The sequence below is a fragment of the Stenotrophomonas sp. KH_036_B genome, from assembly GCF_057839485.1.
Map to the genome: position 1 here is coordinate 1,383,161 of NZ_CM174491.1, position 19,696 is coordinate 1,402,856.

Genomic DNA, 19,696 nt, shown 5'->3' on the forward strand with positions numbered 1-19,696 from the left:
TAGCCTGAGCCGGCACGCGGCATACGGGCCGCGACCCACAGATGGCACCGGAGGATCCGCCATGCTGGGAGGCAGCAGGGACGTTGGCAGCAACGCCGTACCGTACGTGACGCGGGGCCTGACCCTGCGGTTCGTCCTGCTCACCGGCATGGCCATCGGCCTGGTCGCGCTGTCGGCGTTGATCCAGGAGCTGCAGGGCGCATCGACGGCATGGATCGTCGGGCAGAGCCACTGGTCGCGCAGCCAGCAGCATGCGTCGTTCGCGCTGGAGCGTTACCTCGCCTCCGGCAACCCGTCGGCACTGGCCGAGGCACGCAAGGCGCTGGAAGTGCCGCTGGGCGACCGCGATGCGCGGCGTGCGCTGGAGCAGGACGACATCGATGTGGCACGCGCGCGGCGCGGATTCGCGCAGGGCGGCAACGCGCCCGCCGACATCCACCGGCTGATCGCCTCCTTCCGTTACCTGGGCCAGGTGGGGTACTTCCGCGATGCCGTGCAGCTGTGGCGGCAGACCGACCGCGGCCTCAGCCAACTGGTGGAGCTGGCCGACGCCGCCGAGGCGATGCACGCCACCGGCAACCCGGCCCCCGCCGTCCGCGAGGCGTTGCTGGTCCAACTGCAGGCGTTGGATCTGAGCCTGCAGGCACAGGCCAAGGCGTTCTCGCTGGCCCTGCTCAACACCGCCTCCATCGTGCGCATTGCCACGCTCATCGTCGGCGGGCTGTCGGTGCTGTTGATCACGCTGGTCGCCGTGCTGCTGGCGCGGCGCGTGCGCAACGACCTGATCGACAAGGAAAGCCGGTTCCGTGCGGCGTTCTACCAGGCCACCGTGGGCATGGTCAAGCTGGACCACGCCGGCGGGGTGGTGGAAGCCAACCAGGCCATCGCGGACATCCTGGGGTACCGCCGCGAGGCGCTGCTCAGCATGGAACTGCCGGCGCTGCTGATGGAAGGCGAGCTGGTACTGGACCACGCCGGCGAGATCGATTGGGTGCGCCAGCTGCGTCCGGGTGAGCTGCGCTTCCTGCGCGCCGATGGTGGCCTGCTGTGGGGGCGCTGGAGCGGCACGCTGGTGCGCAGCCCCGGCCGCGCGCCGACAGTGTTCGCCATCATCGAAGATGTCTCGCAGAACCACGCGTTGGCGCGCGAGGTCGAGCACCATGCCAGCCACGATCCGCTCACCGGCCTGGTCAACCGCCGCGAAATAGAGCGCCTGCTGGAGCGGGCCCTGCTGGACGTACGCAGCCGTGGTGGCACGCACAGTCTGTGCTACCTGGATCTGGACTATTTCAAGCTGGTCAACGACGGCTTGGGTCATGCCGCCGGCGATCAGTTGCTGCGCGGCTTTGCGGATTACCTGGTCGGTGCGGTGCGCGAGGGTGACTGGGTCGGGCGGATGGGGGGGGATGAATTCGCGCTGTTTCTCGCCGGGGCCCGCCAGGAAGAAGCCACGCAGGTCCTGCAGCGGATCGTGCGCTCGCTGGGGCAGGCCGGGTTCCAGCGTGACGACGGGATGCCGCGGGTCAGCTGCAGCATCGGCGTGGTGGAAATCACCGCCGAGGTGGCCGACGTCAACTGGTTGATGAGTGCGGCCGACAGCGCCTGCTACGCGGCAAAGCAGGCGGGGCGCAACCGCGTCCACTGCTTCAACGAGAACCGCATGGCCCTGGAGGAGCGGCTGCTGGAGGCTGAGCGGCTGGCCCATGTGTCCAGCGCCATTGCCGAGAACCGCATGCTGCTGTACGCGCAGCGGATCGAACAGGTGGGCGATCCGGCATTCCTGCACTATGAGGTGCTGGTGCGCATGCGCGACCGCGACGGTCGGCTGCAGACGCCCGGTGACTTCATGCCGGCCGTGGAGCGCTATGGCATGGGCATGGCGCTGGACCGGCACGTACTTGGATTGTTGTTCCGCCACCTGCAGGTCTGTCCGGCGCACGTGCAGCGTCTCGGCCTGTGCAACGTCAACGTCTCGGCGCAGTCGATCGCCGAACCCAGCTTCCTGGCCTACGTCTGCGACCTGCTGGAGCGCAACCGCGGTCTGGCCCGCAAGCTGTGCTTCGAGATCACCGAAACCGCGGCGATCAGCAACCTGGACCAGGCGCGCAGCTTCGTTGAAGGGGTCAAGGCGCGTGGCTGCCGGGTGGCGCTGGACGACTTCGGGGCAGGGCTGTCCGCCTTCGGCTACCTGCGCCAGCTGCCCGCCGACATGCTGAAGATCGATGGGGTGTTCGTGCGTGACATGGACATCGACCCGGTCAGCCGCGCCACCGTACGGGCGATCACCGAGATCGGCCGCGAGCTGCACATGACGGTGATCGCCGAGTGGGTGGAGTCCCGCGAGGTCGCCGCGCAGCTGGAGGCGCTGGGGGTGGACGGCCTGCAGGGCTTCGCGATCGAGCGGCCCATGGCGCTGGAGAAGATGACCCAGCCGGCCTTGTGGAGGGATGCGTCATCGCATGCGCGCTGACCGGCGGGGGCGGCCGCCGGCCGGCAATGCTGCGATAATCGCCAGCAGGGGACGGCACGCGGCAGGCGTGGCGACGCACGACGACAGGACGGTGGTGTGAGGCTCAGGCACGGCAGGTCACGCGGGATGACGGGTGCTACGCGGTGGCTGGCCTGGCTGTTGTGCCTGCTGTTGCCCGGCATGGCGCTGGCCGGCACCGCCCAGGTGGACCGCGATGTGCTGCTGCTCGGCGCGGCGACGGATGAGCAGGCGCCGCAGCGCGCCTGTCCTGCCGACGCGCTGGCGCGCCACCAGCAGGTGCTTGCCGTTGCGGCCCCGGCCGAAGGCTGGTCGGGCGCACCGCAGGCGGTGGACGTGTTCGGGGTGCTGACCGGCGAGGTGCGTATCAGCCACGGTGACCGCCGGATCTGCGGCAACATGCATGACGCGCGCACCCGTGATTCGCGCTTCCGCGCCGGGGTCGGCATGGTGGTGGTGCCCAAGGCCGGCGAGCGCGAGCCCATCGTGGTGTCCTGGGCCACCCCGCTCAAGCCCGGCTGGATTCCCACGGTGCGCCTGGGCGCGCCCAGTCCGGTCCAGCAGAACGACACGGCGCGGCTGCTGGTGCGCGCGGCCTGCATCGCGGTGGTGATCGCGCTGGGGTTGTCCGCGCTGATGGGCTACGTGACTGCCAAGGACCGCTCGTTCCTGATCTATGTCGCCGTCTGCCTGGTGTTCGTCCTGTGGCAGGCGGTGCTGGGCGGCCTGAGCGGGTACCCGGAGCCCTGGCTGCCGGTGCACGACCGCGCGTCGTGGTGGCTGGTGGCGCTCAGCGCATTCGCGCTGGCGATGCTGCTGCCCATCCTGTGGCGGCTCAATGGCGGCGACCGGCTCTGGCCCGGCTCGCGCATGGGCCAGCAGGCCGTGCTGTGGGGCCTGGTCGCCGTGGGACTGTGCGTGCCCTGGATGGGGCTGTCCGCACTGGCCGTGATGGCGGCGGCGCTGGAGTATGTGTACGTGCTGGGCTGCGTGGTCTGCCTGGGCGTGGGCCTGTGGGCGCTGTCGCGGCGCGACGGCTACGCGCTGGCCGGCCTGCTGGCGCTCGCGCCGTGGTGGATCATGATCATCGCCGACGCGCTCGATGCGCGATGGTTGACCGCCTACCGGATCGAGGTGCTGCAGCTGTCGGCCACCTGGTTCCTGATGATGTCGGCCTATGCGCTGAACCTGCGGCTGGGGCGGCTGCGCCAGCAGCGCGATGCAATGCGCCAGCTGGCCGAGACCGACGCACTGACCGGGCTGCCGAACCGCCGCGCGGGACTGGGCCTGCTGGCCCGCCATATGGACCGCGCCGCGCAGGACCAGCAGCCGCTGGCGATCGGGTTCCTGGATATCGATCTGTTCAAGGACATCAACGACCAGTTCGGCCACGAAACCGGCGACCAGGTGCTGGTCGCGGTGGCGCGGGCGCTGCGCGGGGCGGTGCGCAGCCAGGACGACGTGATCCGCATGGGCGGGGAGGAGTTCCTGGTGCTGCTGCCTGGCGCGGGCCATGCCGCCGCGTTGGCCCGGCTGGAGAGCGTGCGCCAGCAGGTGGCGTCGGTGAGCGCGGCGCTGGGCATCGCGGGGCTGGCGGTGACGGCCAGCATCGGGCTGGCTGTGCTGCGGCCAGGCCGGGACGACCTGGCCGGGCTGCTGCGCCGCGCCGACCACGCCATGTACCGGGCCAAGCGCGCCGGGCGCAACCAGGTGTGCGATGCGGAGCAGCCGCTGCGGGCAGACACTCCGCTGGCGGTGTGACGCCACGCCGCAGCGGGTTTTGCCGGATAATGGCCCGATGACAACCCGACTCAACAAGTTCATCGCCGAAACCGGCTTCTGTTCCCGCCGCGAGGCCGATCGCCTGATCGGCGAACGCCGCGTCACCGTCAACGGCCAGGCCGCCGGCACCGGCGCGGTGGTCGGCGAGGGCGACATGGTGCTGGTCGACGGCCAGCCGCTGCGCGCCCGCGAGGCGAAGAAGGCGGGCGGCCGCCGCCACGTCTACATCGTGCTGAACAAGCCGGTAGGCATCACCTGCACCACCGAAACGGCGGTGAAGGGCAACATCGTGGAGTTCGTGGGCCACGAGCAGCGCATCTTCCCGGTCGGCCGCCTGGACAAGGATTCCGAAGGGCTGATCCTGATGACCAGCAACGGCAACATCGTCAATCAGATCCTGCGCGCGGAGAACGGGCACCAGAAGGAATACCTGGTGGCGGTCAACAAGCCGGTCACCGACGAGTTCCTGCGCGGCATGCAGCGCGGGGTGCACATCCACAATGAAACCACGTTGCCCTGCCGGGCGGCGCGCATCGCCAAGTTCGGCTTCCGCATCATCCTGCAGCAGGGCCTGAACCGGCAGATCCGGCTGATGGCCGCGGCCTTCGGCTACCGGGTCACGCAGCTGCGCCGGGTGCGCATCGACAACGTGAAGATCGGTGCGCTGAAGCCGGGCCAGTGGCGCAATCTGACCGATGCCGAGCTGCAGGGGCTGCTGCCGAAGCAGCAGGACTGGTAAGGCGGGGCGGGGCGGTCATGATGGACGGCGTCGGTCGGGCTAGACTGGCGCCAGGTCCCGGAATGTCGCTGCTCCATGATCAAGCCCGAAAAGCCCGTCAATGAAGCGGTGCGCCTGGCGGCGCTGTACCGTTACCGCATTCTTGATTCGGAGAAGGAAAAATCCTTCGAGGATCTGGTCACCATCGCGAAGGCGGTGTGTGGAACCTCGATGGCGGCGGTGACGCTGATCGATGCGGAACGGCAGTGGTTCAAGTCGATCCAGGGCACAGTGGCGCAGGAGTTGCCGCGTTCGGATTCGATGTGCGGGCACGCGATCCTGCAGCCCGCGCAGGTGATGGTGATCGAAGACGCGCGTGTTGATCCGCGCTTCCACGACAATCCGATCGTGACGGGTGATCCGAAGGTACGGTTCTATGCGGGGGCGCCGTTGATCAGCAACGACGGGATGCCGCTGGGGACGCTGTGCGTGTTCGATCCGCAGCCGCACCAGCTGGATGCGCAGCAGACCGAGGCGCTGGCGGCGCTGTCGCGCCAGGTGATGCTGGTGATGGAGCTGCGCCGCTTCGCGCTGGACATCCAGAACCACATGGTGGAGCGCGACGATTACGAGACGCTGCTCAGCGAGTACCACGAGGTGCTGCTGGCGCAGAACGCGGACCTGGCCGAGCAGAGCCGGACGGATGTGCTGACGGGGCTGCCGAACCGGCGGGCGATGTCGGTGGCACTGGAGGCGTCGGTACAGGACGCGGACGGGCAGCCACGGCAGACGGCGGTGGCGCTGGTCGATGTAGATCACTTCAAGCACATCAACGATTTCAACGGCCACGCGACCGGCGACCGGGTGCTGGCGGAAATAGGCACGCTGCTGCGCGCGCAGTTCTCGGGACGTGGTCTGGCGGCCCGCTACGGCGGCGAGGAGTTCGTGGTGCTGATGCCGGACACGGAACTGCGTACTGCGGAGCTGCAGTGCGATTTCCTGCGCATGGCCATCGCCGATCTTCCGCTGGGCTTCCCGGTGACGGTGAGCATCGGGGTGGCGGCGCACCATGCCGGTGACACGGTCGAGCAGACCCTGGCGCGTGCGGATGCGGCGTTGTATCGGGCCAAGGGCAATGGCCGAAATCGGGTGGAGGTGGCTTCCTAGGCTATCGCAACCTATCCCGTAGAGCCGGGCCCTGCCCGGCTGCTTCACGCATTTGGGCGCACAGCCGAGGGTTGATACATGGCCTGCGTTGGGCCGCCCGGTGCGCGTTTGCGGGGTCGCCGTAAACCCATCCCTGGGGGCTAAGCGGTCGCCATCCATGGCGCCGATTCCCCCGCAAACCCGCCCCGGTCGACCCTCGACAGAGGGCTGGTGGCCGCGGAAGGGGCCAGGTCAAAAGTGTCGTCTTCGACCGAGTACAGAACCGTCGCAGTACCTGCGACTTGTGCTCGGCATCCTGCATGCCCTTTTTCCTGTTTGGCCCTCGCCCATGCTCCAGACGTTGGCTATTTCCCGTTACCGCTCGTTGCACGACCTGGTCGTGCCGATGGGGCGGTTGAATCTGGTGACTGGCGACAACGGCAGTGGCAAGTCGAGTCTGTATCGCGCGCTGCGGTTGCTGGCCGATACGGCGCAGGGCGGGGTGGCGGCAGGGCTGGCGCGCGAGGGTGGGTTGGGTTCGGCGCTGTGGGCGGGTCCTGCGGAGACCAGCCGGGCCATGCTGCAGGGGGAGGTGCCGGTGCAGGGCGCTGCACGCAGCCCGCCGGTGGCGTTGCGGCTGGGCTTTGCGGCCGATGACTTCGGTTACGCGATCGATCTAGGGTATCCCGCGCCGAGCCTGTCAGCGTTCGCGCTGGACCCGCAGATCAAATGCGAGAGCGTGTGGGCCGGTCCGTTCCTGCGCAGCAGCAACGTGCTGGTCCAGCGTCGCGGGCCGTTGGTGCGGCGCCGCCATGGCCGGCAGTGGGAGGTGGTGGACGAGCATCTGTCGGTGTTCGACAGTGTGTTCTCGCAGCTGGCCGACCCGCAGCGGATGCCGGAAGTGCTGACGCTGCGCGAAGCGATCCGGGCATGGCGGTTCTATGATCATTTCCGCACGGACGCCGATGCGCCCGCGCGGCAGGCACCGTTGGCCACGCGCACGCCGGTGCTGGCCCACGATGGGCGCGACCTCGCGGCGGCATGGCAGACCATCGTGGAGATCGGGGATGCGCAGGGGCTGGCAGACGCGGTGGACGATGCGTTTCCCGGTGCGCAGGTGCAGATCGATGGCAGCGAAGGGCGGCTGCATCTGAAGTTTCACCAGCCGGGTCTGTTGCGCCCGTTGGCGGCGGCCGAGCTGTCTGATGGCACGCTGCGCTATCTGCTGCTGATCGCGGCGCTGCATACGCCGCGTCCGCCGCCGCTGATGGTGCTCAACGAACCGGAGACCAGTCTGCACCCGGACCTGCTGCCGGCATTGGGCCGGCTGATCATTGCCGCAACGGCGCGCAGTCAGCTGTGGGTGGTGTCGCATGCGACCCGGCTGGTGGCGGCGTTGCGCGAATCGTCGCTGTGCAATGCCATCGCGCTGGAAAAACAGCTGAGCCGGACCACACTGGTGGGACAGGGGCTGCTGGATGCCCCTGCGTGGTACTGGCCCGAACGCTGATCAATCGACGATGTTGCGCGCCTCGGACGTGCCCAGGATTTCGGGGTGCTGCACCGGCTTGCGCTTGTTCAGCAGCGGGTGCAGGAACACTGCGCCCACGATGATCGCCACGCCGCCGTAGAACAGCGGGGTCAGTTCATGCTGTTCGCTGAGCAGCACCATCGCCAGCAGGATCGCGTAGACCGGTTCCAGGTTGGTCACCAGCTGCACGGTGTAGGCGCTGAGGTGGCGCAGCGCGACCAGCGCCAGCGCGAAGGGCAGCAGCGTGCACACGCCGGCCAGGGCGAACAGCAGCAGACTGTCGCGCAGGTCCGGCACCACCCACAGCGGGCTGGCCAGCGCCGGCAGCAGGAAGGGCAGCAGCGGTGCGAGCAGGGTCAGGGTCACGGTGCCAGCCCCCAGTTCCACGGCGGTGACCGTCAGCGGGTCGGCGTGGCTGACCAGGCGCTTGTTGAGCGAGCCGAACATCGCCACCAGCAGCGCCGACACCGCGCCGATCAGCACGCCCACGCGCATCCCGTCGGGGACGCCGCCGATCACCATGCCCACGCCGGGCAGCACGGCAATGCCGAAGGCCAGTTCGCGCAGCTGGAAGGGGCGTTTGGCCACCCACGGTTCGATCACGGCGGTGAACACCGGGGCCAGCGCGATGCAGGTGGCGGCCACGGAGGCGTTGGCCAGTTTCACCGCGCCGTAGAAGGTCAGCCAGTGCAGCGCGACCAGTGCGCCCACCCCGCAGTAGCCGGCGAACAGGGCCGGGGACAGCTGGCGCAGTCCACGCCATACGCGTGGCAGCAGGGCCAGCATGGCCACCACCAGCAGCATGCGCCACCACACCAGCGGCAGCGCGGGCAGGGAGATGCGCTTGCCTAGAATGGCGGTGATGCCCCACAACAGCACGCAGAAGTGGATCTGCAGCAGGGCTTTGCGGGTGTCGGTCATCGGCATCCGCATATTGTGCCGTAGAGCCACGCCCTGCGTGGCTGTTCCTGGCGGAAAATCTTGAATGCTGCGTGGCAGCCACGCAGGGCGTGGCGCTACGCTCCCACCTGTTCAAGCTGCTTCCGCAACGCCACGGCCGCGCCGGGATTGCGATGCTTGGCCGCACCGATGAACAGCATGTACACCTCGCGTGGCGCGCTGGGTTGGGCATCGGTGGCCACGTGCGGCAGGTCCGGGTTGTCCTCGCCGCGCGCCCAGCGCATCGCGCGCAGGCACCATTGCGTCAGGGTGCGCTCGGGATAGCCGGCGCGCAGGTTCGCACGCGACTGCATCAGCCGCGCATAGACGAAGTCTGCCGTCGGGTCGGCGAAGCTGGGGTAATCGCCGGAGCCACTGAACACCAGCGCCGCGCCGTGCGTACGTGCCATGGCGACCAGCTCCGGTGTCCACGCCGCCGCATTGCGCACTTCCAGCGCATGCTGCAGCGGCCGACCCCCTGCCTGTCGGGGCAGGGCATCGAGGAAACGGTCCAACTCCTGCGCACCGGCCGGGTGCGTTTCGCCGAACTGCCAGACCAGCGGGCCCAGCCGGTCTTCCAGCGCGGCAATGCCCTGGATGAAGCCGTCGGCGCGGGCACCGGCGGCGGCCAGGTCGCGGGTCTGGGTGATGGTGCGCGGGGCCTTGGCGGAGAAGCGGAAGCCTTCCGGGGTCTGCTCCCGCCACTGCGCATACACCGCCGGCTTCTGTGCGCGGTAGAAGGTGCTGTTGATCTCGATGCAGCCCAGCTGCCGGCTGGCATGCGCCAGCTCCTCGCGCTGCGGCAGGCCGGCCGGATAGAACGTGCCGCCGCGCCATGCCGGGAACACCCACCCGCCGATGCCGGTGCGGATCGGCCCGGGGGCACCGCTCATGGCGTGCCGGCCTCGGCGTGCCACGGGTTGTAGCTGCCAAACCACCACAGGTGGCCCTCCAGGTCGCGGCATGCATAGCCACGGCCGCCGTATTCCTGGTCGGCGATGTCGATGACCAATTCGGCACCGGCGGCGACGGCACGCGCGTAATGGGCATCGGGATCGGTCACGATCACGCAGGCGCTCTGGGTTTCGCGGCCGTCCACGTCCTCCGGTTGCACCACCAGCTCGCCCCAGTCGCCGCCATTGTCGACCGAGCCGAGCATGATCATGCCGTGGCCGTAGACCAGCTGGGCGTGGAAGACGATGTCGCCGTCGGCATACACCGCCTGTGCGTGGAAGCCAAACGCGCGTTCCAGCCAGGCAATGGCGGCCCGGGCATTACGGTAGCGGAGGCAGGGAATGATGGTGGAGCCGATGTCGGGCGCGGTCATGAGGGTAATCCGGGGTGGGCGGCTTCTGGCACAGGCGAGCCTGCGACCGGCCGCGTTACCATCGCGCGAAACCCGGCGTGGGGTCTCGTGGCCTCGACGCCCCTGCAACATGCAACCGGAGACACTGTTTGAAGACATCCTGGATCGGAGGCCTTGTGCTGCTGGCGTGCGCACCCCTGGCGTCGGCTGCCGCGCCGACCGAGCTGCAGCGGCTGGATGCCACCGTTGAACGTGTGCGCAGCCAGTTCGATGTTCCCGGCATTGCCGTGGCCGTGGTCAAGGACGGGCGGGTGGTGTTCGAGCGTGGCTACGGGGTGCGTGAGCTGGGCAAGCCGGCGAAGGTCGAGGCCGACACCCTATTTGCGATCGCCTCCAACACGAAGGCGTTCACGGCCACCTCGCTGAACCTGCTGGCCGAGCAGGGCAAACTGAAGATGGACGACCGGGTGATCGACCACCTGCCGTCGTTCCGCATGTCGGATCCGTACGTGACCGGCGAAATGCGGATCCGCGACCTGCTCTCGCATCGCAGCGGGCTGAGCCTGGGCGCCGGCGACCTGTTGTTCTGGCCGACCACCGGCTACAGCAACGCCGAGGTGGTGCAGCGGCTGGGCAAGGTGCCGCTGAAAGCGGGTTTCCGCGACCGCTACGCCTACGACAACATCCTGTACGCGGTGGCACAGCAGGTGATTGAGAAGGTCTCGGGCCAGTCCTATGCGGACTTCCTGCAGCAGCACATCTTCACCCCGGTGGGCATGGGCGGTACCCGGTTCAACGCCGACCACCTGCAGCCCGGTGACAAGGCCGCTGTCGGTCATGCCAAGTACGATTTCAGCACGCTGCGTACCGTCGCCCCACTGACCTGGTCCAACAACGCGGGCGCCGGTGGCATCTATTCCAGCGCGCACGACATGGCGCGCTGGATGAACGTGCAGCTGGCCCAGGGCAAGCTGGACAACGGCACGCCGCTGTTCAGCCCGAAGTCGCAGCAGGCGATGTGGCAGATGATCACCCCGCAGGTGGTGCCCGAACCGAGCGTGCCGGCGCTGGCCGCCGCGCGGCCCAACTTCGCCGGCTACGGCGAGGGCTGGAGCCTGAGCGATTACCGCGGCCAGAAACTGGTGTGGCACACCGGCGGCTGGCCGGGCATGGTCTCGCGCGTCACGCTGGTACCGGAGCACAAACTGGGGATCGTGGTACTGACCAACCAGGAAGTCGGGGCCGCCTTCAGCGCGATCACCATGGACGTGCTGGACGCCTACCTGGGTGCCCCGGCGACCGACTGGGTGGCTGCGTATGCCGCCGCGGTTGCCAAGGCGCAGGACAAGGCCGACGAAGGCTGGGCCGCGCACCAGGCCGCACGCGATGGGACGTCGACGCCGTCGCTGCCGCTGGCCGGTTACGCGGGACGCTATCGCGACGCCTGGTACGGCGATGTGTTTGTCGAGCAGCGCAACGGCACATTGCGCCTGCGTTTCGGCAAGACGGCACAGCTGGTCGGCACGATGGAACACTGGCAGCACGACACCTTCATCGTGCGCTGGGACGACCGCTCACTCAATGCCGATGCATTCGTCACCTTCAGCCTGGACCCGGACGGCAAGGTGCGCGACGTGCGCATGCAGGCGGTGTCGTCGCTGACCGACTTCAGCTTCGATTTCCAGGACCTGCTGCTGACGCCGGTCAAATAACAGGCGGGCGCCGGCCAAGCGCCGGCGCTGTCGCCTTGCGGCCGCGTTTACGTCGGCCGTGGGATACTTGGCACCTTGATGGTTGTTTCAGGTGACAGGATGTTCCGCTGGTTCGAGGCGCTGATTCCGGTATTCCCGCCCATCGACGCGCGCATGCCGCCGCGTCGCGTGGTGCCGTTCTACCTCCACTACCTGCGCCCGGTATGGCCGGTGCTGCTGGCCACGCTGATCGCCGGGCTGCTGCTGGCGCTGGTGGAAGTGGCGATGTTCGATTTCCTCGGCCGCATCGTGGACATGGTGAGCGAGCAGCCGGATGCCAGCTTCTTCGCCCGGCACGCCGATACGCTGCTGTGGATGGCGGCCATCACGCTGATCGCGCGGCCGGTGCTGGTCGGCCTGCACAACCTGCTGGTGAACCAGGCCATCGTGCCGGGGCTGAGCAACCGCTCGCGCTGGCAGATGCACAACTACGTGGTCCGCCAGAGCCTGTCGTTCTTCCAGAACGACTTCGCGGGCAGCATGGCCAACCGGGTCATGCAGACCGGCACGTCGCTGCGCGAGTCGGCGGTGCAGATGGTCGATTCGCTGTGGTACATCGTGGTCTACACCGGTACCGCGCTGTACCTGTTCGCGCAGGCCGACTCGCGGCTGATGATTCCGCTGCTGCTGTGGTTGGCCGCCTACGTGGTGATCATGTGGTACTTCGTGCCGCGCGCGAAGGAACGGGCGTGGATCGCGTCCGAAGCGCGCTCGAAGGCGATGGGCCGCATCGTGGACGGCTACACCAATATTCCCACGCTGAAGCTGTTCGCCCATGGTGGCCGGGAGCAGGCCTATGTGGCAGAGGCGATCGAGGAGCTGGCGGTCAAGCACCGTCGGCAGACCCGGATCACCACCAGCATGGACCTGACCATCGCCGTGGTGAACGGCTTCCTGATCGCCGGCACCTGCGGGCTGGCGCTGTGGTTGTGGAGCCACGGCAACATCAGCGTGGGCGCGATCACGCTGGCGACCGGGTTGGTGATCCGCATCCACAACATGTCCGGCTGGATCATGTGGACCATCAACGGCATCTTCGAGGACATCGGCACGGTGCAGGACGGCATCACCACCATCTCGCAGCCGCTGAGCGTGCAGGATCGCGCTGATGCGGTGCCGCTGGTGGTGCGCGAGGGTGGGGTGCGCTTCGACGACATCCACTTCCATTACGGCAAGCAGGGTGGGGTGATCGCCGGGCTGGACCTGGCGGTGAAGCCGGGCGAGAAGATCGGCCTGGTGGGGCCGTCGGGTGCGGGCAAGTCGACGCTGGTGAACGTGCTGCTGCGCCTGTACGACCTGGAAAGCGGGCACATCCGCATCGACGGCCAGGACATCGCGGCGGTCACGCAGGAAAGCCTGCGCCGGCAGATCGGGGTGGTCACGCAGGACACTTCGCTGCTGCACCGGTCGATCCGCGACAACCTGCTGTACGGGCGGCCCGATGCTACCGAAGCGCAGCTGCAGGCGGCGGTGTCCAAGGCGCGTGCGGCGGCCTTCATCGAGACGCTGCGCGACAGCGAAGGGCGGCAGGGCTATGACGCGCATGTAGGCGAGCGCGGGGTAAAGCTGTCCGGCGGCCAGCGCCAGCGCATCGCCATCGCACGCGTGCTGTTGAAGGACGCGCCGATCCTGGTGCTGGACGAGGCAACCTCGGCACTGGATTCGGAAGTGGAAGCGGCGATCCAGGACAACCTGGACGACCTGATGGCAGGCAAGACCGTCATCGCGATCGCGCACCGTCTGTCCACCATCGCGCGCATGGACCGGCTGGTGGTGATGGACCAGGGCCGCATCGTGGAAACCGGCACGCACGCCGAACTGGTCGCGGCAGGTGGCCTGTACGCACGGCTGTGGGCGCGCCAGACCGGTGGGTTTGTGGCGGCTGATGTGGGGTGAAGGAGACGCGGTTGCCGGTGGGACGAGCGCGGGGCCGCCATACCCTTCCTCAACAGCGGCTGCCGGTGAATCGAGCGCCGGGCCGCCTTACCCTTTCCGGCGAATGTCCCCCGGCGTCGGCCTGCGGCCGCCCCCTCCTCCTTTACTTCGCCTACAAGGGCAAGGCGACCCGGCACTCGACCCACCGGCGTTGGCAGCGTGACATCCGCTTTTCCATCGCGAACCGCAAGCGCAGCCCCGTCGCGGGCGGTAGGTCTCTGGCAATGCCTAAAAAGGGGACGGAGGAGGTTAACCCTGACCGTCCCTGATTAACGTCCTCCGTCCCGGTTTTTGCCTTTTCCTGCGGACCGCAAGCCGAGCCCCGTCGCGGCCGGCAGGTCCCTGGCAAAGTAAAGGAGGAGGCGGCGGCGCATGCCGACGCCGGGGGACATTTGCATAGGGGCCTGCCGGCCGCGACGGGGCCCTCAACGCTCGCGATAGCCATGATCGAAGAGCGAACCCAAAAAAAAGCGGCCCGGTTTTCACCGGGCCGTTCGCATCTTGCATGGTTGCCGACCAACAGCAGGCACTACCCGCCCATCACTCGATCGGCTGGTCCAGCATCAGCTGGCGGGCGAAGCGTACCGGCGGGGCGCCGTAGGACAGCATCTGGTCGTGGTAGGCCTTCAGGTTGAACGTGTCACCCTGCTTTTCCTGCACGGCCTTGCGGGTGTCGAAGTGCTCCTGCGCGCCCACGAAGTAGGTCGGCAGCTGCGCCGAGGTCAGCTGTGCGCGCACCCACTTGCCCGACGCCTCGCTTTCCTGCTGGAACGCGTCGTGGGTCATCAGGTGCATCGCCTGCTCCCGGGTCCAGTTGTCCACGTGCACGCCCTGGTCCAGGATCGCGTTGGAAATGGTGCGCAGGTAGAACTTCAGCTGTACCAGATGGAACAGCGGGTCGTTATCCAGGTAACCCTGTTCCTGCATCATCCGCTCGGTGTAGACCGCCCAGCCTTCCGCGAACAGGCCCGAACGCAGCACCGCGCGCAGCGTGGAGGGGAACTTGCCCGAATGCCAGCCTTCCAGGTAGTGGCCCGGCGTGCCTTCGTGGATGCTCAGCAGGTGGATCATGCGGCTGTTGTATTCACGCAGGAACGAGTCGACCTGCTTGTCGGTCCAGTCGTCCGGAATCGGCGACACCGCGTAGAAGGTCTTCAGGTTCTTGTCGAGCGGGCCCGGCGAATCGCAGTAGGCCACGGCCACGCCGCGCTGGAATTCCGGCATCAGGATGATGTCCACCGGCGAATCGGGCAGCGTCATCAGGTCGTGCTTGCGCACGAATTCGGTGGACTGGGCGAGCGCCGCCTTGGCGTCGTCGACCACCTTGTCGCGGGCCGGCTTGTCGGCATACGCCAGTTCAAGCGCGGCCTCGATCGCGGCCTGCTGCTGCGCGTCGCTCGGATTGGCCGGCAGCGCCGGTGCGCCCGGCTTGTCCTTGAGCACGGTCTGGGCGATGCCATACATGTCCTGGCGTACGCGGGTCAGTTCGGCGCGTGCGCGCTCGCCGATCTCGGCGCGCGACAGCGAGGAATTCAGCGCGAACTTCAGCTTCTGGTCGTACAGCTCCGCGCCGATGCGGAAGTCGCCCTTGGCGTTGGGCACCAGCGTCTTGTCCAGCCAGGTCTGCTGTTCGTCCACCGCCTTCTTCAGGCCATCGATGGCGGCCTGCAGGCGCTTGCCGTCCTCGGCCGGCAGCTCGCCGATGTGCGGAGTGATGAAGGTATCGACGATGCTGAGGATGCCGCGGTTCTGCTTGGCCACGGTTTCGGCATGGATCTTCGGCACGCGCGCCGGGTCCAGGTTCTCGCGGGCCTGGGCAAAGATCTGCGGCAGCTTTTCCATGCGCGCGGTGGCCGACTTCAGCCGCTCCGGCAGCGGCGCGAACTCGCGTGCCATCAGGCCGTACAGGGCGCTGCCGGCGGTGCCGTTGTAGATCTGCGGGTCCCACTTGGAGGCCTGCAGCACCTCGGCGTTCCAGATCTCGGACTGCAGCTGGTTGCGCAGGATCGCCGCGTCGACCTGGTTCTCGCGCGAGAGCTTGCTCACGTCGACCTTGTCCAGATCGCCGAGCAGGCCCTTGTACGCGGTCAGCATCTTCTGCTGGCCGGCTGCGCTCAGGTCATCGATCTCGCTGTCGTAGCGGTGGTCGCCGATCTGGGTGGCGCTGATCGGCGACAGCTGCATCCAGGTGTCCAGGGCGCGCTTGGACAGGTCGGCGAAGCTGGCGTCGACGGCCGCATCACCGGAGGCGGTCGCTGCCGTGGTGCCGGTTGCAGCGGTGGGGGCATCGGCTTGCTGGCAACCGCCGAGGGCGGCGATCAGGGCGAGGGCGAGAAGATGCTGGCGCATCGGCGATCCTGTGCTGTGGTCAATCCCCGAGCATAGGCCCCACGGCGGGGTTCCCGCCCGTGCCATTGGATTACCATGGTGCTTTCCCGCCGGGAGGTGTGCCATGCAGTACGAAGGGAGCTGCCATTGCGGGCAGATCGCGTTCGTGGTCCAGGCCGATGAGCCGATTGCCGAGGTCGTGGACTGCAACTGTTCGCTGTGCCGGCGGCGCGGCGGCCTGCTCTGGTTCGGTCCGCGCGCGGCGCTGACCCTCGGTACCGACCCGGCCCAGCTGGCCACCTACCAGTTCAACAAGCATCACCTGGAGCACCATTACTGCCGCGACTGCGGGATTGCCCCGTTCAGCGAAGGCGTCGACCCGCGCAGCGGGCAGGCGATGGTGGCGGTGAATGTGCGCTGCCTGCCGGCGCTGGACCTGACCGGACTGAAGATAACCTCGTTCGATGGAGCAAACATGTGATGACAGGGACGATATGGCGCCATGGCGCCGTGGCAGGGATGCTGATGCTGGCCCTGGCCGGGTGCAGCAACAAGGAGCATGTGGCGGCCGACGCCAGTGCCGCGGGCGCGGTGGCGTCGCCGGAAGGCGCCGCACTGGCCTACGAGCACGACGTGGAGATCCAGCTCGACGCGGCGCAGATCGGGCCGCGCGTGAAGCAGATCAGCGACGCCTGCCAGGCCAGCCGGTTTGGTGACTGCGCGGTGCTGCAGGTGGGCCAGCAGGGCGGTGAATACCCGTCCGGTTCCATCCGCGTGCGGATAGCGCCGAAGGGTGTCGAACCGCTGATCGGGTTGGCTGGCCAGGGCGGCGATGTCGCCTCGCGCAACACCCAGGCCGAGGACCTCGCCCAGCAGGTGGCGGACACGGCGTTGACCAAGGCACGGCTGCAGAAGGAACACGAGCGCCTGCTGGCCTACCAGGACGACAAGAGCATCAAGATCGCGGACCTGCTGGTGGTCACGCAGCGGATGTCGGAGATCGAGGCAGGGCTGGAGCAGGCCAACAAGGAGGCCGCCAACCAGCGCCGTCGCATCGACACCCAGTTGCTGACGCTGCGCTTCCAGACCCCGTCCGGCCAGCGCAGCCGCAGCGAGATCGGCGAGGCGCTCAGTGACTTCGGTGCGACGCTGAACAGCAGCGTGGCATTCGTGATCCGCGCCGTGGCTGCACTGCTGCCGGTGGTGCTGGTGGCGTGGCTGTTCGGCTGGATCGGATTGAAGCTGTGGCGACGCCGTCGGCGCAAGGTGACGCAGGCACGCGGGTGAAGCGTATCGACCAACGGTCTATACCTACCTAGCGAGCGCCACCATGGCCCGCGCCACCCGGGTAGCGCACGACCGTTGGTCGTGCGTCGCCTGCGGGATCAGCCTTCGTCGGTCTCGTATTCGACGAACACATCCAGCTCCAGCGCAAGCTCCTGCACCGCATCGCGCACCTTCTGCGCGGTGCTTTCATTGCCGACCTCGACTTCCAGCTCGTGGGTGCCCGGGCCGATATCGTCGGACAGGCCAGCCGAGCTGGAGTCATCGTCGTCCATATGCGGCATCAGGTCGTCGGTTTCCTCGACGTGCTCGATACCCTCGATGCTCTGGAGCAGGTCGCTGATGGCGCGCGCGTTGTCCTCGCTGCCGGTGATCCTGAGTCGCAACATGGCCATGGGGAAGTCTCGGGTAGAAGGGGAATTCCACCCTATCGAGCCGACGGACAAGAGCGGGTGAGGATCGGTCAGCGGCTGGCGCGTCATCGCGGATCGTGCGACGTTCGTTCAGGCGGGTGGCAAACCCAGCAATTCATCCGGCAACGCCGGTATCGGCGTGCGTTCGTCCTGTGCCTCGCGCTTGAGCCAGTCCATGAACGCCAGCGCGGTCGGACTGAGTGGGCGGTGCTCCGGATGCACGATGTAATAGGCGTAGCGCGCCTTCAGTGCGGGACCCGGCAGGCGCACCAGCTCGTAGCGCTGCAGGTAGGGCTGCGCGATGTGCTTGCGCGCCAGCACCGCGCCGATGCCGTATACCGCCGCGCGCATGGCGTCGGTGCTGTCGCTGAAGATGTGCTGCGCGGGCAGGTCCAGCCCGCGGACGCCGGCGGCGCGGAACCAGTCGCGCCAGCCCTGCGGCGACATGTCGCTGACCAGCGGCAGCGTGGCGATCTGCGCCGGCTCGCGCAGGGCCGACACACCGGACAATGCCGGTGAGGCCACCGGGCACAGCTCGTCATCCATCAGGTGGTGCGCGGCCAGGCCCGGCCACTGCCCAAGACCGTAGCGGATGCCCAGTTCCGGACCGTTCTCGTCGAAGCGGACCAGCTCGCTGCTGGTCTGCAGCTCGATGCGCATGCGTGGGTGCAGGCGCGTGAAGCGCGGCAGCCGCGGCACGAGCCAGCAGTAGGAGAGCGAGCGCAGGGTGGTGACCCGCAGGGGCACGATGCCGGCCTGCGGGTGCAGGTTGCCGGCCACCGCGTTGAGATCGCTCAGCGCGGCCGCCGCCGCGTCGGCCAGTTGCCGGCCTTCGGCGGTCAGGCGCACCCCGCGCGCCTGGCGCTGGAACAGCACGGTGCCCAGCAGTTCTTCCAGCCGCCGCACATGGTGACTCACCGCGCTTGCGGTCAGGTGCAGCTCCTGGGCGGCATGGGCAAAATTCTGGTGGCGCGCGGCGACCGCGAACACCCCCAGCGCGGGCAGCAAGGCAGGGCGCAGGATCATGAGCGAGACCCAAATCATATTTGTGGCTGACATGGATACTACGCGCTTGTGGGGTGCGGGCGGCCGGCGGATGCTGTGCCCCTGATTCCCGGAGCCTTTGCCATGATCCTGTTCGTGTCGCGTTGTTCACCTGCCTGCCGACGCGCCACCGGGGGCCGCTCGTGAGCGGGGCGCCCGTGGCGGCCGGGGTGGTTGAGCGCGACTGGCGCACGCCGCTGGAACTGACCCTGCTGGGCGCGATCTGGGGGTGCTCGTTCCTGTTCATGCGCGTGGCGGTGCCGTCGTTCGGCCCCTACGCGCTGGTCGAGGTGCGCCTGCTGCTGGGCGCGCTGGTGCTGCTGCCGTTCCTCTGGCAGGCGCGCGCGCAGTTCCCGGCACGCCGCTGGCGGTGGCTGGTGCCGATCGGCCTGATCAACTCGGCCATTCCGTTCGTCCTGTTCGCGTGGGCCGCGCAGCGCGCCCCCGCCGCCATCGGAGCGATCTGCAACGCCATGACGGTGCTGTTCGCCGCGCTGATCGCCTTCCTGCTGTTCGGCGAGAAGATCGGCATGCGCCGCGCCATCGCGTTGCTGGTCGGGTTTGCCGGCGTGGTGGTGCTGGCCACGGCCAAGGTGTCCGGGCTGAGCATCGGCGCGGCCGTGATTGCCGGCTCGCTGGCCGCGCTGCTGTACGGGCTGGGGGTGAATCTGGTGAAGCGCCACATGACCGGCCTGCCGCCGGCGGCGTCGGCCGGCGCCACCTTGGGCAGCGCCGCACTGCTGATGCTGCCGATGGCGCTGACCCACTGGCCCAGCGCACCGATCCCGACGCTGTCCTGGGCCTGTGCCATCGCCTTGGGCGTGGTCTGCACCGGCTTCGCGTTCCTCATGTTCTACCGTCTGATCGCCCGCATCGGACCGGCCCGCGCGTCCACCGTGACCTACCTGGTGCCGATGTTCGGCGCATTGTTTGCCTGGCTGTTCCTGGGCGAGCCGGTGACCTGGGCGATGGTGGTCGCCGGCGCGTTGATCCTCGGCAGCGTGGCGGCCAGCCAGAAGCGGTGACGGGGG

The 19,696-nt window shown here is 68.2% G+C and carries 16 protein-coding genes; 10 read left to right on the forward strand and 6 right to left on the reverse strand.

From position 1 onward, the window contains the following. The first annotated feature begins 61 nt into the window (after positions 1 to 61). The 5 genes from AC3ITN_RS06370 to AC3ITN_RS06390 all read left to right on the forward strand — a co-directional run bounded on the left by AC3ITN_RS06370 (position 62) and on the right by AC3ITN_RS06390 (position 7,644). Positions 62 to 2,470, forward strand: a complete 2,409-nt coding sequence (locus AC3ITN_RS06370; RefSeq protein ID WP_489392397.1) for a putative bifunctional diguanylate cyclase/phosphodiesterase — start codon at positions 62 to 64, stop codon at positions 2,468 to 2,470. Positions 2,471 to 2,596: 126 nt separating this feature from the next. After that, positions 2,597 to 4,249: a sensor domain-containing diguanylate cyclase gene (locus AC3ITN_RS06375; RefSeq protein WP_489392398.1), complete on the forward strand. Its 1,653-nt coding sequence runs from the start codon at positions 2,597 to 2,599 to the stop codon at positions 4,247 to 4,249. Positions 4,250 to 4,286: 37 nt separating this feature from the next. Continuing rightward, positions 4,287 to 5,009: a pseudouridine synthase gene (locus AC3ITN_RS06380; RefSeq protein ID WP_313348831.1), complete on the forward strand. Its 723-nt coding sequence runs from the start codon at positions 4,287 to 4,289 to the stop codon at positions 5,007 to 5,009. Positions 5,010 to 5,084: 75 nt separating this feature from the next. Next, positions 5,085 to 6,155: a GGDEF domain-containing protein gene (locus AC3ITN_RS06385; RefSeq protein WP_313348829.1), complete on the forward strand. Its 1,071-nt coding sequence runs from the start codon at positions 5,085 to 5,087 to the stop codon at positions 6,153 to 6,155. 328 nt (positions 6,156 to 6,483) lie between these two features. Beyond that, positions 6,484 to 7,644 (forward strand): AAA family ATPase, encoded by a 1,161-nt coding sequence (locus tag AC3ITN_RS06390; RefSeq protein WP_489392399.1) that lies wholly within the window; start codon positions 6,484 to 6,486, stop codon positions 7,642 to 7,644. On the opposite strand, the gene AC3ITN_RS06395 is transcribed toward AC3ITN_RS06390, so the two are convergent. The 3 genes from AC3ITN_RS06395 to AC3ITN_RS06405 form a co-directional block, all read right to left on the reverse strand. After that, positions 7,645 to 8,592: a DMT family transporter gene (locus AC3ITN_RS06395; RefSeq protein ID WP_313348825.1), complete on the reverse strand. Its 948-nt coding sequence runs from the start codon at positions 8,590 to 8,592 to the stop codon at positions 7,645 to 7,647. A gap of 89 nt (positions 8,593 to 8,681) precedes the next feature. Then, positions 8,682 to 9,497 (reverse strand): DUF72 domain-containing protein, encoded by an 816-nt coding sequence (locus AC3ITN_RS06400; protein ID WP_489392400.1) that lies wholly within the window; start codon positions 9,495 to 9,497, stop codon positions 8,682 to 8,684. Next, positions 9,494 to 9,931 carry a VOC family protein gene (locus AC3ITN_RS06405; protein WP_489392401.1) on the reverse strand — a complete coding sequence of 146 codons (438 nt, stop codon included), beginning with the start codon at positions 9,929 to 9,931 and terminating at the stop codon, positions 9,494 to 9,496. Before AC3ITN_RS06405 ends, AC3ITN_RS06400 begins: the two co-directional genes overlap by 4 nt. Positions 9,932 to 10,059: 128 nt before the next feature. On the opposite strand from AC3ITN_RS06405, the gene AC3ITN_RS06410 reads away from it, so the two are divergent. Continuing rightward, positions 10,060 to 11,622, forward strand: coding sequence for a serine hydrolase (locus tag AC3ITN_RS06410; protein ID WP_489392402.1), 1,563 nt, complete (start codon positions 10,060 to 10,062; stop codon positions 11,620 to 11,622). 99 nt (positions 11,623 to 11,721) lie between these two features. Continuing rightward, positions 11,722 to 13,557, forward strand: coding sequence for an ABC transporter ATP-binding protein (locus AC3ITN_RS06415; RefSeq protein WP_489392403.1), 1,836 nt, complete (start codon positions 11,722 to 11,724; stop codon positions 13,555 to 13,557). 579 nt (positions 13,558 to 14,136) lie between these two features. On the opposite strand, the gene AC3ITN_RS06420 is transcribed toward AC3ITN_RS06415, so the two are convergent. Next, positions 14,137 to 15,945, reverse strand: coding sequence for a DUF885 domain-containing protein (locus AC3ITN_RS06420; protein ID WP_489392404.1), 1,809 nt, complete (start codon positions 15,943 to 15,945; stop codon positions 14,137 to 14,139). A 103-nt stretch (positions 15,946 to 16,048) separates the two neighbouring features. On the opposite strand from AC3ITN_RS06420, the gene AC3ITN_RS06425 reads away from it, so the two are divergent. Next, entirely contained in the window at positions 16,049 to 16,405 is a 357-nt protein-coding gene (locus AC3ITN_RS06425) for a GFA family protein (protein WP_489392405.1), read from the forward strand. Further along, positions 16,405 to 17,211, forward strand: a complete 807-nt coding sequence (locus AC3ITN_RS06430) for a DUF4349 domain-containing protein (RefSeq protein WP_489392406.1) — start codon at positions 16,405 to 16,407, stop codon at positions 17,209 to 17,211. The genes AC3ITN_RS06425 and AC3ITN_RS06430 overlap by 1 nt, the downstream gene beginning before the upstream one ends. A 98-nt stretch (positions 17,212 to 17,309) precedes the next feature. Here the strand turns inward: AC3ITN_RS06430 and AC3ITN_RS06435 are convergent, their stop codons facing one another. Then, entirely contained in the window at positions 17,310 to 17,603 is a 294-nt protein-coding gene (locus tag AC3ITN_RS06435; RefSeq protein WP_313348392.1) for a hypothetical protein, read from the reverse strand. Between the two features lie 108 nt (positions 17,604 to 17,711). Beyond that, positions 17,712 to 18,647 carry a LysR substrate-binding domain-containing protein gene (locus AC3ITN_RS06440; protein WP_489392407.1) on the reverse strand — a complete coding sequence of 312 codons (936 nt, stop codon included), beginning with the start codon at positions 18,645 to 18,647 and terminating at the stop codon, positions 17,712 to 17,714. Positions 18,648 to 18,808: 161 nt separating this feature from the next. Here AC3ITN_RS06440 and AC3ITN_RS06445 point away from each other — a divergent pair, with 161 nt between their 5' ends. Beyond that, on the forward strand, positions 18,809 to 19,690 hold the full coding sequence (locus tag AC3ITN_RS06445; protein ID WP_489392408.1) for a DMT family transporter: 882 nt from the start codon (positions 18,809 to 18,811) through the stop codon (positions 19,688 to 19,690). Positions 19,691 to 19,696: the final 6 nt, after the last annotated feature.